Source organism: Massilia glaciei, assembly GCF_003011895.2.
GTDB classification, from domain to species: Bacteria; Pseudomonadota; Gammaproteobacteria; order Burkholderiales; family Burkholderiaceae_D; genus Telluria_A; species Telluria_A glaciei.
In genome coordinates this window covers 9,948-23,739 of sequence record NZ_PXWF02000310.1, presented here as the reverse complement: position 1 = coordinate 23,739, position 13,792 = coordinate 9,948, and the positions used below count along the sequence as shown (strand labels likewise).

At 69.0% G+C, this 13,792-nt stretch carries 9 protein-coding genes; 1 reads left to right on the top strand and 8 read right to left on the bottom strand.

Annotated elements, in window-relative coordinates; all coding sequences use genetic code 11:
* Positions 1-519: 519 nt before the first annotated feature.
* From C7C56_RS24175 to C7C56_RS24165, 3 genes are all read right to left on the bottom strand, one after another.
* Positions 520-813 (bottom strand): DUF378 domain-containing protein, encoded by a 294-nt coding sequence (locus C7C56_RS24175; protein ID WP_106759907.1) that lies wholly within the window; start codon positions 811-813, stop codon positions 520-522.
* Between the two features lie 144 nt (positions 814-957).
* Positions 958-1,707 (bottom strand): YcbK family protein, encoded by a 750-nt coding sequence (locus C7C56_RS24170; RefSeq protein ID WP_370660240.1) that lies wholly within the window; start codon positions 1,705-1,707, stop codon positions 958-960.
* A 40-nt stretch (positions 1,708-1,747) separates the two neighbouring features.
* Positions 1,748-2,278: a GNAT family N-acetyltransferase gene (locus C7C56_RS24165; RefSeq protein WP_106759906.1), complete on the bottom strand. Its 531-nt coding sequence runs from the start codon at positions 2,276-2,278 to the stop codon at positions 1,748-1,750.
* Positions 2,279-2,819: 541 nt separating this feature from the next.
* On the opposite strand from C7C56_RS24165, the gene C7C56_RS24160 reads away from it, so the two are divergent.
* Positions 2,820-3,629, top strand: a complete 810-nt coding sequence (locus C7C56_RS24160) for a serine hydrolase (protein WP_370660239.1) — start codon at positions 2,820-2,822, stop codon at positions 3,627-3,629.
* A gap of 52 nt (positions 3,630-3,681) precedes the next feature.
* Here C7C56_RS24160 and C7C56_RS24155 read toward each other — a convergent pair whose 3' ends face one another.
* The 5 genes from C7C56_RS24155 to recC all read right to left on the bottom strand — a co-directional run bounded on the left by C7C56_RS24155 (position 3,682) and on the right by recC (position 13,718).
* Entirely contained in the window at positions 3,682-4,224 is a 543-nt protein-coding gene (locus C7C56_RS24155; protein WP_229458965.1) for a YdcF family protein, read from the bottom strand.
* Between the two features lie 34 nt (positions 4,225-4,258).
* On the bottom strand, positions 4,259-4,651 hold the full coding sequence (locus C7C56_RS24150; RefSeq protein WP_106759977.1) for a VOC family protein: 393 nt from the start codon (positions 4,649-4,651) through the stop codon (positions 4,259-4,261).
* A 64-nt stretch (positions 4,652-4,715) separates the two neighbouring features.
* Positions 4,716-6,671: an exodeoxyribonuclease V subunit alpha gene (gene recD, locus C7C56_RS24145; RefSeq protein ID WP_106759903.1), complete on the bottom strand. Its 1,956-nt coding sequence runs from the start codon at positions 6,669-6,671 to the stop codon at positions 4,716-4,718.
* Positions 6,661-10,317, bottom strand: a complete 3,657-nt coding sequence (gene recB, locus C7C56_RS24140; protein ID WP_106759902.1) for an exodeoxyribonuclease V subunit beta — start codon at positions 10,315-10,317, stop codon at positions 6,661-6,663. The genes recD and recB overlap by 11 nt, the downstream gene beginning before the upstream one ends.
* Positions 10,314-13,718 (bottom strand): exodeoxyribonuclease V subunit gamma, encoded by a 3,405-nt coding sequence (gene recC / locus C7C56_RS24135; protein WP_106759901.1) that lies wholly within the window; start codon positions 13,716-13,718, stop codon positions 10,314-10,316. The genes recB and recC overlap by 4 nt, the downstream gene beginning before the upstream one ends.
* Positions 13,719-13,792: the final 74 nt, after the last annotated feature.

Below are 13,792 nucleotides of genomic sequence, written 5' to 3'. Positions count from 1 at the left end.
CGAATGCCTGCGACGGCCGTCGGCCAGGTGAAGATCGCGCACCCGAGCCGCCAAGTTAGGGAACTTAGATAGGAGCAGACATGTACCGCCGCCGGTGGTTGAACTGCCTGCGGGCGCCAATGTGCGCAGCGGCGCGCACTCGTCGAGGGCATCAATGACGCCGCCGACAGAAGAAGGGCCGCATCACACACAAGATGCTGGACCTGTCTGTGAGCGAGGGGGCAAGCAGTTGACAGGTGACGCCGGAGTCCGGTCATGCAAGCGCCGGGCGGGGTGCCGGACTTCCCGCTGGCGGTGGCAGGTGATTTGACCCCGAGGACAGGCGCAAATTCGTTCAGACCCGCGAGGCGCAAGTTTGTGGTGAGTTCTTTCCTGGCGCGGCATCTCGCCCCCATATCGTCCTGAACGACATGTTTGCTTGTTGCCAATTATTAATTTCGAACCATGGGCCAACAGCCGCCGGGCGTTGGGCCCGACGGCTTTCCCGCCTTTGAAATGGCATCTTCGCGGACGGGGAACTCAGGCGGTGCGCGGCTTGGTGGCCAGCTTGACGGCGAGATACAAGGAGTAGAGCGCGGCCAGGCCGACGAGGACGTACACCGCGCGCGCCGCCGGGGTCATGGTGCCCAGCAGGGTTGCGACGAGGTCGATGTTGTACAAGCCAACCAATCCCCAGTTAATGCCGCCGACGATCATCAGGACCATGGCGATCCAGTCGAGTGCCGACATGTTCGAGCCGTGACGGGTGCTCACGTTCGAGCGGCGTTCAGGCATATGCCTGCGTTCGTTCAATGGTGCGTTGATTGTTGCCATTTTAACCTCCTGTCGTCGTGGTGAATGGAAGGCCGCCACGCGTGGTGCAAACGCCTGGCGGCAAAGCCGGTTCACTGTATATGACAGTCGAACGAGGTATGAAGTTTAGTTCTGAGCCTCCAGGCAGGGTCGGGATGGGCGCGGTCAGCCCTTCCACACCCGGTTCAAGCCCGTGTCGGCATGGATCCAGCCGCCGCGCGGGCCTTTGCGGTAATAAAAGCCCACGCCGCCCTGGCGGAAGCTGCGCACCAGCCCGCCCAGCACTTCGGGGTTCAGGTTGGCGACGCGGATGTCGGCGGCCTTGCCCAGCACATGCAGCGACTGGCGCGCGGCCGGCACGCCCTCCTCGATCAGGCGTTTGTTCGAGGCCGCCGTGCGGTAGCCCGAAAGAATTTCGAGCGGCTGCTCGATGCCGTAGCGCTCGAGGAAGGCCTGGGTGCCCCACAAGGTCTCGAACAACTTCGGGTCGATCGGCGCGACCGATTTGCCGTTCACGTCGCGCAGCAGGTGGCACAACTCCTGGTAGGCCGCGTCGATGATCTCGCCGTCTTTCCAGTACAGCAGCTTGGCTTTTTCGCCGCTGGCGGGCCGCACCACGGTGATGGTGCGCGGCTTGAGCCAGAATTCGAGGTCGAGGGCCTGGGCGTCGAAGATGTCGGGCGGCGGCTCGAGCTCGCGCGCCAGCGCGCCCTGCTGTTGCATCTGCGCCCGCGCGACGACGGTTTTCCTCGGCGCGGCCGCCACCTTGGCGGCGGCCGCGGCCTTTGCGGGCGCGCCGCTGGCGGCCGTGCGCGCAGGCGCGGCCGACGAAGCGCAGCCGATCAGCGGCACCGACATCAGGCCCAGGGAGCTCAGATACAAGCCGCGTTGGATAAAAGCTCTGCGTGAAGCCATCAGTTAACACTCATTTCAATGTGGTCCATCGGTTCGGCGCCTATTGCCCGCCGCAGCCGCAATAGCGCTTGCGGGCCTGCTCGTCGGTCGGTGCGGCGTCGGGGGTGAGTTTTTTCCAGAAGAAGTCGCACTCGACGCCGTAGCAAGAGCGTTCCTTGCCGGCGTCGAGGTAGCCGTGGCGCAGGTAAAACGCGCGGGCGCTGGCGGTGCTGTGCAGACGCAACACGCTGATGTCCCAGCGGCGCGCCTGGGCTTCGACCTCGGCCAGCAGGGCCTTGCCCGCGCCGCTGTGCAAGACGGCGGGCAGCACGTAGCACAGTGATAATTTTCCGGCCTGGGTCAACAGGGCGACACCGACAATTTCACCGTCGCGCTCGGCGACCAGGGTGTAGTTGCTCGGAGACGCTATCCAGCTGGCCACGTTTTGCGCGGTCTTGTTGCCGAGCCATGCGTCGAGGATCTGGGGCGCGTTCTTGTGGTCCTGCACACAACATTGCTCGATGGAGGTGCGCAAGACCGCGCACGCGGCTGGCGCGTCCTCCGGCGAAGCAATTCGAATTTCAGTACCCATGTGCAGCTCACAAAAAACAATTTATAGCGATTGAAACGCCCTTCGCCGTCGGGCGCGCCCCGACTATACACCGAAGCCGTTGCGCCCGCTCGCGGCCAGGCGCGTGCCGCCCGCGCCCGCCAAACAAGGTGGCCATTTTCGCCGCGGATTGTAGACCATGCTTGAGCATTCCGACAACATTCACCGACAAGCCTTCCCTTTACTCCTTATGCCTTGCGGCTCAAACGTGCTCTGCTTTACTGCCGAAAATGGTAGGATAAGGCAAGCTTGTTTTTCTTGCAGCCTGGCTAGTGACGCAACATTCCGCCGTTCCGCTTACTTAATGAAACAATTAAACCGGCCGTGCGGCATAGACAGGCCAAGCCCATGATGCTATCTTTCGCCCATGTAATTGCCTCATGGCTATACATCCCATGCTCCGCGCAGTGCCCCAGATCCCGGCACCCGACATTGAACCGCAGTTCCTAATTCCCCACGGGTCATGATCAAGAAAATAACGTTCGGTCTATTCATCGCCATCGCGAGCTCCGCCGCTCCGGCAGTGCCATTCGGATCCCAGTCCGTCCTCGTCATCGAGGACGGCACCGGCAAAATTTTGCTTGAAAAGAACGCCGACGCCGTCGTGCCGATCGCGTCGCTGACCAAACTGATGACGGCGATGGTCGTGCTCGACGCCAAGCAAGACATGGCCGAGCCGATCCACATCAACCAAGTCGATGTCGATGTGCTCAAGCACAGCTCCTCGCGCGTGCCGGTCGGCGCCTCGATTAGCCGCGGTGATATGTTGCAACTCGCGCTGATGTCGTCGGATAACCGCGCCGCCGCCGCGCTCGGACGCACCTTCCGTGGCGGCCACGCCGGTTTCAAGGCGGCGGTCAAGAAGAAGATTGCAGCGCTTGGCATGACGCATACCGTGATCGAGGAGCCAACAGGCTTGTCGCCACGCAACACATCGAACGCCTCCGACATGATCAAGATGGCGGTGGCCGCGTCCAAGTACCCGGAAATCGAGCGCATCACGACCGATTCCAAGGACATCATCAATATCAACGGCCGGGACGTGGTCTACCGCAACACCAACCGCCTCGTCGGCGCCAAGGGCTGGGATATCGGTCTATCCAAGACCGGTTTCACCAACGAAGCCGGGCGTTGCCTGATCATGCGGATCAAGGCCGCGGGCAAGAACGCGACCTTGGTCTTGCTCAACGCCAAAGCAACGTCGGCGCGCGCCTTCGACGCCCTGAGCATCCGCCGCTTCATAACTGGCGGCAAAGCACCCGCCATCAAGGCCTCCGTGCGCCGCACCAAGCAGTCGCGCCGCACCCAGGCGCGGCAGCGCCGCAGCCGCTAAGCCGAGGATCGGGCGCGCTTTATCGGCTCGCCAAATTGGAAGCGAGTCCGGTCTAGTTTTTCCCGAGCAGGTAGGCCGCATACCCGACCACCTCGCGCGGCGTCGAATACAGGTCGCGCATCTCGACATACTTCGCGTGCGCGGTGCCGGTGACCAGCACCCCGTTGTTCTCCAGCGCCAGTTGCGTGCGCGGCACATGGAAGTACTGCGTGGCGACGTACGCCGAGGTCAATCGGTTGGCGCGCATGTACGCCGCGGCGTTGCGGCCGGTGGCCGCCGTGTTCACGCCCAGATTGTCCTGAATGATCGCCTGCCGCGGCACGCCATGCCTGACCAAGTAGGCCGACATCGACACCGCCTCGTCGAACCCCAGCCTGCCGATCCCTCCACTGACGAACACGCGCGGCGCGCGGCCCTCTCGGTACAAGGCGAGCGCGGCATCGAGCCGCGCGGCCAGGCGCGGGCTGGGCGTGCCGTCCGGCGCGATGGCATTGCCCGGCACCACGATCAGGTCGGCCTGGCCCTGGCGGTCGTTCAGGCCGGCGAACGCCAGCGCGGCCGTGGCGAGCGCGAAGCCGCCAAGCGGCAGCAGCACCGCCAGCTTCAGTTTGCGCCCCAGCGTTGGCCGCTTAATCGCGCAACTCGCACATGATTGCGAGCAGGTTCTGGTCAGGGTCGCGGAAGAAACCCATCCATAGCGCGTGGTCGGGCATTTTGGCCACCAGATGCGGCTCCGACTCGAAGACGACGCCGCGCGACTTCAAGGCGGCGCCGGCTGCGGCGATATCGGCCACCTTGTAGTAGATGACCGAGCTGTGATTGCCCATCTGCGTCTTGGCGCCCACATCGAGCATCAGGCGCACGCCGCCGCAATCGAAAAAGCCCAGGCTCGGCGGCGCCTTGAACAAAAAGCGCATGCCCAGCACGTCGCGGTAGAAGGCGACCGCGCGCTCGATGTCGGCCACCGGCACCGCGATCTGCCCGATCAGATTGAGGCCGAAGTCGGTTGTCGTCTCGTTCATTGCGTCCCCGCTTTTGTGGTTGATGTTGTGGTTGATTGCTTGTTGTGGTTGATGGTCCATCTCGTCATCTCGCGATCATCTCGCGCAGGCCGCTGGCGCGCCGCGTGCTGCAGGCGATCGCCTCGCCCAGGGCGGCGCTGCCCGGTGAGACCAGCGTGAACACCGTGCTGGCCCGGGTGATGCCGGTGTAAATAAGTTCGCGCGCGATCGGCGCGGCGCGGTCGGGCGGCAGCACCAGCACCGTGTGGCGGAACTCGGACCCCTGCGATTTGTGCACCGTCATCGCGAACGCGGTCTCCACGTGGCGCAGGCGCGTGGCCAGCACGCTGCGCACCTTGTCCCCCTCGAGGAAGTACACGCGCAGCGAACCGGCGCGCGCCGGATCGGCCAGCGTGAGCCCGATGTCGCCGTTGAACACGCCGCTGCCGTAGTCGTTTCGGGTGACCATGACGGGCCGCCCAACATACCATTCGCTGCGCCGTTTGATCAGCCCCTCGGCCTCGAGCCGCGCTTCGATCGCCGCGTTCAGGCCGACCACACCCCACTCGCCGTCGCGCACCGCGCACAGCACGCGGAACGCCTCGAAGCTGTGCAGCACCTTGCGCACCCACGCCTCGTGCTCGTCTTGTTCACCGTGCGCGCCGTCGCGCACCAGCGCCAGGTAGTCCCGGTAGCCGCCGCCGACGCCGGCGCGCCCGTCCAATGCCAGCTGCACCACGTGCTTTTGCTGCGCGTGCTCGATCCAGTGGACCGCGCTGTCGCCGGCGCGCAGGCTGGCCTCGGCCGCGGCCACATCGCCGGCGTTGACGGCGAGCGCGAGCTGGCCGATCGGCCCGCCGAAGCGGCGGCTGTGGCGCAGCATCACGGTCTGCTGCGCGAGCGCTCCGGCCGCGCCCAGGTACTGGTCGGGGATGGTCTCGGCGCTGGCCGCCTGCGCATACGCCAGCGTGGCGGCCGAGTAGCCGCCGGCCTGGGCGTCGCGGCACAGGTCGCCCAGCACCGCGCCCGCCTCCACCGACGCCAGCTGGTCCTTGTCGCCCAACAGGATCAAGGTGGCCGTCGGCGGCAGGGCGTCGAGCAGCGCGGCCATCATCTCGAGGTGCACCATCGACGCCTCGTCGACGATGAGCACATCGACGTCGAGCGGATTGCCCTGGTTGTGGGCGAAGGCGCGTGTGCCGGGCCGCGCGCCCAACAGGCTGTGCAGGGTGCGCGCCGCGCCCACGCGGGCGTTAAGTTCGCGCAGCGGCAGCGCGTCGCCGACCTTTTCGGCCAGCTCGCCGAGCGCCTTGTCGATCGACTGCTTGAGCCGCGCGGCGGCCTTGCCGGTCGGCGCGGCGAGCGCGATGCGCTGGCCGTTGGCGTCGGGCGCGACCGCGAACAGCAGGGCCAGCAGGCGCGCCACGGTATAGGTCTTGCCGGTGCCCGGCCCGCCCGTGATGATCGCGACCGAACCGCGCAGCGCCACCGCGCAGGCCAGCTTTTGCCAGTCGGGCGACTCGGCCCGCCGCTCGGAGGCGAACAGGATGTCGATCCAGCGGCGCACCCTGGGCACGTCGACCTCGCGCAGCGCCAGAGCGCGCGCGCGGATGCTGTGGGCGACCACGGTCTCGTCGCGCCAGTAGCGGCGCAGGTAGAGCCGCCCGCCGTCGAGCACGAGCGGCTGGTCGAAATCGAGTTCGCCGACCTGCCACACCTGCTCGCACGCGCCCAGTTGCGCGCTCCAGCCCCTGGCTTGTTTGGGCAGCGGCGCCACCGCGCCGGCCAGCGCATGCCACTGCTCCTTCGTCCAGCCGAGCATGGCGCACGGGTCGTCGGCCAGTTCGTCGAGCATCAGGCAGCTGTGGCCGCGCCCTTCGAGTTCGGACAGCACCACGCAGGCGAGCATCAGCGCCGGCGAGGCCGTGCCCAGCGAGGCGACGAAGCGCGCGAACACGCCGCTCAAGCGGCGCAGTTCGCCCGCCTCGGTCAGCGTCCCGACCTCGCTCCACAGGCCCTCGAGTTGTTCGTCAATCGTCATCGGTGCCGCCTTGCGCCGGTGCGCCCTTGTTCAAGAGCCGGTCGAGCCCGTCGAGCAGCGCCAGGTCCGGGTCCAGCACATAGCAGCCGTGCGTCTGGGTGTTGGCTATGCCGCGCAGGAACAGGAAGATCGCGCCGCCGAGCTGCCGCGCCGGGTCGTAGTCGGCGCCCAGCCGGCTCGCCAGCAGCCGGTGCAGGGCCAGCATGTAGATCGCGCCCTGGATGTCGTAGCGGTGCGCCGCCATGCCCGCGGCCATCGCGGCCTGGCTGTAGGCGGCGTCGCCGGGGCCCAGCGAATTCGATTTGTAGTCGAGCACCCAGTAGCGCCCCGCGTGTTCGAACACCAGGTCGGCGAAGCCTTTGAGCATGCCGTGCAACTGGCGCTCGGGCAGCGCCGGGCGCGCCGTCTTGCCCAGCAGGCGGGCCGCGCACAGCCGGTCGAGGTCCGCCGTTTTGAGGTGCTCGCTCGGGAACCAGAATTCCATCTCGGGCAGTGCGATGTCGATCTGCGCCAGCGCCGCGCCCAACGGCGGCAGCGCCGTTTGCGCGACCGCGGCCAGCCAGGCGATGGTGTCGTCCTGCCGGTTGGCCCAGCCGGCGCGCTCGCAGCGCTGGGCCAGCCGCGGCGCGAAGTTGTCGTCGCCGACCAGCGCAAAACCCTCCTGTCCCATCCATTCGAGCTGCTCGTGCAAAAAATTGCCGGGCATCGCGCCGCGCGGGAAGCGGTGCCACGGGGCGTCGTCGGTGCGCGCGGCGCTTTGCCGCGGCGCCTCCTCGAACAGCGTTTCATCCTGCGCCCGCATGGGCGCGGCGCTGGTCTGGCGCGTGAGCGAGGTGAACGAGCCGACGCTCCAGTCGCGTTCGAACCTGCCGCGGAACTGGGCCGCCTCGACCAATGGCAGCCGCTGCTCGGCGCGCGAGAGCGCCGTGATGGCCTGCGGCGCGCCGAGCGATTCGAGCGCGATCGCCTCGCACGGGCCGCGCAGTTGCTCCCAGCGCGCCGGCATGTCGGGCAGCGCGATCGGGCTGCCGCCGGTCAGCAGGTAGCCCAGCGCAGAATCGTGCAGCTTGTTCTCGCCGCCCTTTTTTACGCCCAGCGCGGCCACGCCGAGCCACAAGAAGTGGCGCGCGCGCGTCAGCGCCACGTACAGCAGGCGCAAATCCTCCTCGATGCGGGCGCGTTCGACCGCGCCGAGCGCCTCGTCCGACAGCGTCAGGTCGATCCGGCGCCGCTCGTCCTTGTCGGTGAAGTCGAAGAAGCTGCGCTTGCGCCGGTCGGTCTGGCGCGCGGTGACCGCGAACGGCAGGTACACCAGCGGGTACTCGAGCCCCTTCGATTTGTGCACCGTGACGACCTTGACCAGTTCGGCGTCGCTTTCGAGGCGCAGCACCCGCTCGTCGCCGCCCCCGCCCTCGCCCGCGACCTGCTCGGCCAGCCAGCGGATCAGGGCCTGCTCGCCGTCGAGCTGGCCGCTGGCCGACTGCAGCAACTCGGCCAGGTGCAGCAGGTTGGTCAGCTTGCGCTCGCCGCCGGCCTCGCCCAGCAGGGCCGAGGGCAGGCCCAGTTCGTGCACGAAGCGGCGTAGCATCGCCAGCACGCCCTGGCGCTGCCAGACCAGGTGCAGCGCCTTGAGCTGTTCGACGCGCGCCTCCCAGGCCAGCTCGTCGCTCGACAGGCGCGCCAGTTCGGCCAGCGACAGGCGCGCCGTGGCCGTCGCAAAAGCCGCCCGCGCCAGGCCGCCGTCGAGCGGATTGGCGACCGCGCTGAGCCAGCGCAGCGCGTCGGCCGCCTCCTCGCTCTCGAGCACCGAGTCCTTGTCGGACAAATACACGCTGTTGACCTTGCGCCGGGCCAGCGCGCGCCGGACCGCGCCCGCCTCGCGCCGGTCGCGCACCAGGATGGCGATATCGGCCGGCATCAGGCGGGTGAATGTGTCGCCTTCGCGGAAGCCCGCCTCCGGGTCGTTGAGCAGGCCGACGATGTGTTCGGCGCAGTGGTGGGCGAAGAACTCGCGGTAGTCGTCGGCCTTGAAGTCGTCGCGGTCGGAACCGCAGATCGACAGCGCCGCGCACGGTCCGCCCACGCCGACCAGTTCCTGCTTGCGGCCCTGGGCGCCGACGGCCTCGAACGGCAGCGGATTGTCCGCGCCCTTGCGGAAGCGGAAGGCGCCGGCCGAAAAGCCGGGGCGGTCGCCCTCGCCCTCGGCATGCAGGAACAACTGGTTGACCGCCGCCACCAGCGCCGCCGTCGAGCGGTAGTTGGTGCCGAGCTGGTAGTGGCGCCCCTCGGTGGCGCGGCGCGCGGCCAGGTAGCTGCGGATGTCGGCGCCACGGAAGCCGTAGATCGACTGTTTGGGGTCGCCGATCAGGAACAGGCCCTGCCCGCGCGCGTTGTCGGCCACCCGGTACAGCAGGTCGAAGATGCGGTACTGGTCGCGCGAGGTGTCTTGGAATTCGTCGACCATCGCGATCGGGAACTGCGCGGTGATGGTGTTGCGCAGCGCCTCGCCGTTGGGGCCCTCGAGCGCGCCCTTGAGCCGCTCGAGCATGTCGGCGAAGCCGAACTGGCCGCTGCGCGTTTTGAGCTCGGCCATGCGGCGCGCGATGTTGACCGCCGCGTGCCGCACCATCGCGTGCGCCACCAGGTCGAGCCCGGCCAGCGCCTCGAACAAGGCCGTCGTGTGCGCGAAGCAGTCCGGCACCTCGGCCGAAAAACCCTTGTTGAAGGCCGCCTCCATGCCGGCGATGGTGAGCCGCTCCCACGCCTTTTCGCCGATGTCGGGCATCACCTGGGCCGGATCCCCGGCCCACTCGCGCAGCGCGTCGAGCCATCTGGCGACGGTTTCGGGTTTGAGCTTGACGCCGCTGAAGCATTTGGGCGTGGCCGCGCGCTGGTCGTTGATCCAGGCCGCCATGGCGCCGGCACGCTCGGCCCAGCCGGCCTTGATGCGCTTGAGCGCGGCCAGTTGCGCGCGCTCGACGCGCACGATCAGCGCCGGGACCGATTCGTCGGGGACCTCGCCGAGCGCGTCGACGCGCCCGACCAGCTCGCGCACCGATTGCTTGAGCGCGCCGACGTCGGCCCAGCAATCGAGCAGCGAACCGAGCGCGGCCAAGTTGAGCGGGTACACGTTCTGGCGCCAGTAGTCGTGCGCGGCGTCCTCGAACAGCGCGCGCTCGTCGCCGAGCAGCTCCTCGTCGAACAGGCTGCCGCTGTCGAAGGCGTGCTCGCGCAGCATGCGCTGGCACCACGCGTCGATCGTGAAAATGGCCGCCTCGTCCATCGTCTCGGCCGCCATCACCAGCCGGTGCGCGGCCTGTTCGCGCTCCTGGCCGCCCGCGTACGAGGCGGCCAGCGCGGCCAGGTACGGGTCGTTCAGTTCGAGCTCGCCGCGAAAGTACGCGGCCGCCTGCACCAGGCGCTCGCGCACCCGGTTCGACAGCTCGCGCGTGGCCGCGCGGGTGAACGTCATGACCAATATTTCGGACGGCAGCAGCGCCCGCGCATAGCCGTCGTCGCCGCCATGCCCGAGCACCAGCCGCAGGTACAGGGCGGCGATGGTCCAGGTCTTACCGGTGCCTGCGCTGGCCTCGATCAGGCGCGAGCCGTGCAAGGGGAAGGTCAAGGCCTCGAGCAACTGGCTCATGCGTCCCCCTCCTCGGCGTCCGCTTGCGCCTCGAGCGCGCTCGCCCGCACGTGCTCGCCGAGCCAGCGCACCAGCGGCCCGTAAAGCTCGTCGGCGGTGGTCTCCCAGCCGCCGCCGGCGGCCAGCGCGGCGAAGTCGGGCCACAGGCGCGCCAGGCACAGGTCGTCGACCTCGCCCGACATGTCGAAGCCGCCGTCGTAGACGGCGCGCGGGTCGCCCCCCTGCAGCTGCGCGAGCGCCGTCTTGCAGGCGGTCGGCAGCGGGCTGTCGAGGTTGGCGCGCCACAGCCGGACCAGGTCGGCCAGGGTCTGGCGCGCCGCCGCCGGCTCGAGCGGCGCCATGGTCACGACGGCGTCGCGCGCGACCAGGAACCCGGTCACCTCGTGGCCGATCGCGGCGGCGGCGAGCTGGCGCAGCCACGGGCCGATCAGTTTGTCGCCGCGCGGCCTGCCTTTTTTATCGAGCGCCTTGGCCGAGCTTTGCATCAGCCACACGGTCTGGCCGCCGCTGGTGCGCAGCTTGTCGATCCAGTCCTCGAGCAGCACGCCGTCGAAGGCGAGGCTGACGGCCAGCTTGGGGGCGGCCGCGTCGAAGCGCGCGCCCAGTTCGAGCCACGCGCTGCGCACCGGGACCAGGCCTTTGACCAGCTCCCTTTGCAGCTGCTCGCCGACCAGGCCGATCGGCAGCACGCCTTCGCGCCCGAGCCGCTCGGCGCGCAGGCCGAGCGCGGCCGGCACCTCGTCGACCGCCTCGGGCCGGCCGGCGTCGTCGAGCAGGCTGTCCTCCAAAAAATAGCGCTCGAGCGCGTCGAGCGCGAACGGCTCCTCGTCCTCGCCCACCTGGGCGGCGTCGGCGAACGAGACGCCGAGGCGGCGGCGGAAGAAATAGCGCGCCGGCTGACGCAGGAAATTGAGCAGTTCGGCCAGCTTGAGGCGGTGCCCCGGCTCGAGTTCGAACGGCGCCGGCGCCTCGCCCTCCCGGCCGGCGTCGTCGGCGTGGGCGGCGCGCCATTCGCGCGCGTAGGTAAGCAGGCCGCCCTGCTCGAAGTAGCGGCGGCTGAACGGCTGGAGCGCGTGTTCGGTCGTCAGCGCCGCGAGCTCGAGATCCCAGCCGGCGGCCAGGTAGTCGCGCAACTGCGACACCAGCACCGAGGCCGGCTGCTCGCTGTTGTCGCGCACGTTGCGCCCGACCCAGCTCACATAGAGCTTGTCGCGCGCGGCCAGCACCGCCTCGAGCATCAGGTAGCGGTCGTCGTCGCGGCGCGAGCGGTCGCCCGGGCGCGTCATGCGCGGCAGCGCGAGCAGGTCGAAATCGGCCTTGGGGGCGCGCCGCGGAAAGTCGCCGTCGTTCATGCCGAGCAGGCACACCACGCGGAACGGCACCGCGCGCATCGGCATCAGGGTGCAAAACGTGACCCCGCCCGAGACGAACTGGTGGTTCAGGGTCGGTTCGTCGAGCGCGCCGAGCCAGGCCTCGCGCAGCACCGCCAGCGGCACCGCCTCGTCGAATTCGGCGCCCTCGCATTTTTCGAGCCAGCCTTGCAGGGCCTCGCCCAGCTGGGCCAAGGTCAGGCGGTCGCCCTCTTCGCCGGCGTCGAAGAACGCGGCCAGCAGGGCGCGCGCCTGTTCGCCCCACTGCGCCGGGGTGTGCGCCAGCGCCAGCCGCGCGCGCCACGCGAGCAGGGTTTCGAGCAGTTGCGCCAGCGAGCCGGCCAGCGCCGCGTCGAGCCCGCCGACCTCAGCGTACGGTTCGATGCCGCCGTAGTTGGCGCCTGCGCCGGCCGCGTAGCCGAGCAGCATGCGGCGCACCCCGAAGATCCAGGCGTTCTGCTCGCCCGCCGAGCCCAGTCCGAGGCCGTCGCGGTGGGCGCGGTCGAGCCCCCAGCGCACGCCGGAGCCCTCGATCCATTGGCCCAGCGTGGGCAGGTCGTCGGGGCCGAGCCCGAAGCGGGCCGCCAGCGCCGGCACGTCGAGCAGGTCGCGCACCTCGCTCTGGCGGCAGCGCTGGCCGGGCAGGCGCAGCAGCCACTCGAGCGCGACCAGCAGCGGATTGACGCTGCGGTCCTTGACGTCGCCGATCTCGAACGGGATGAAGCGCGCGTCGTTGCGCTTGTGCTGGTCGAACACCGCGTGGATCGCGGCCGAAAAGGTGTCGATGTCGGGCACCATGACGACCACGTCGCGCGGGCGCAGGCCGGTGGCGGCGGTCGCGCCGAACCACGACAGCAACTGGTCGTGCAGCACCTCGACCTCGCGCTGGGCGCTGTGGGCGACGTGGAACTCGATCGAGCGGTCGCGCGCGTCGGGCGCGGGGAATGCGTGTTCGGTCAAGGGCAGCAGGTCGCGCACGGCGCCCTGCACCTGCGCCAGCAGGGTTTCGCCCTCGTCTTCGCTGAACAGGTCGACCCGCACGTTGGGAAATTTGCTGGCGGTGTCGGTGTCGAATTCGTCGAGCATGCGCACGAAGTCGCGGCCCTGGCGGCCCCAGCTCGCCAGCAGCGGGTGGCTGTGCGCGTGCATCGCCTCGGGCGCAATGGCCGACAAGTCGCCTGCCGGGCCCTGGGCCTGGCGCTTGCGCGCGGCCCGCAGCAGCTCGCGCCCATCGATGATGTCGCCCCAGTAGAAGCGGCACGGGTTGGGCACCGCCAGCAGCACCTGGGTGTGGCGCGCGAGCGTGGCCACGGCCTGCAGGCTCTGGTACGGCAACGCCGAGATGCCGAACAGGACCACGCGCCGCGGCAGCCTGCCCAGCGGCGCGGCGCCCTGTTCGCCGGCGGCCACGAACAGGTCGTGGACGGTGGCGCGGCCCGAGCCGCGCTGGGCCTCGGGCAGGCTGGCCGTGACGGCGCGCCAGAGCTGCGCCTGCCAGCGCTGTTCGGGCGCCAGCGCGCTCACGTCGCCGCGCGCGTCGCGCAGCTGGTCGCGCCCGGCGGCCCAGTCGGAGAGCCAGTCGGCGCGGTACACCTGGTATTGGTCGAACAGGTCGGCCAGGCGCTCGGCCAGCTGCAGGCGCCGCTCCGGGTCGCCGTCGCCCAAAAAGTGCTGAAGCGGCTTGAACACCGGGTCGGCCAGCAGGGCCGGCAGCAGGCGCATCAGGCGCCAGGTCAGCGGGCCCTTGTCGAACGGCGAGCGCTTGGGCACCCGCTCGCGCCCGAGCATGCCGCGATAGGCTTCCCACAGAAAACGCGCCGGCAGCGCGATGCGGGTCGCCGCGCACACGCCCATTTCCTCGGCCAGCGCGATCTTGAGCCATTCGGCCACGCCGTTCGACTGCACCAGGATGGTCTCCTGCTCGAGCGGACCGAGCGGATTGGCGCGCAGCCAGCCGAACAAGGCGGCGCGCAATTGCTCCATCTGGTTGCCATGCAAAATGAGAAGACCGGGCTGGACGGGAGAAGGCATGCGGTTCCGATTGGTTGAGCCGGTAGCATACTAGCTTTGCGGCCCAGTCGGTAGGGGCGCCATGCGACAGCGCG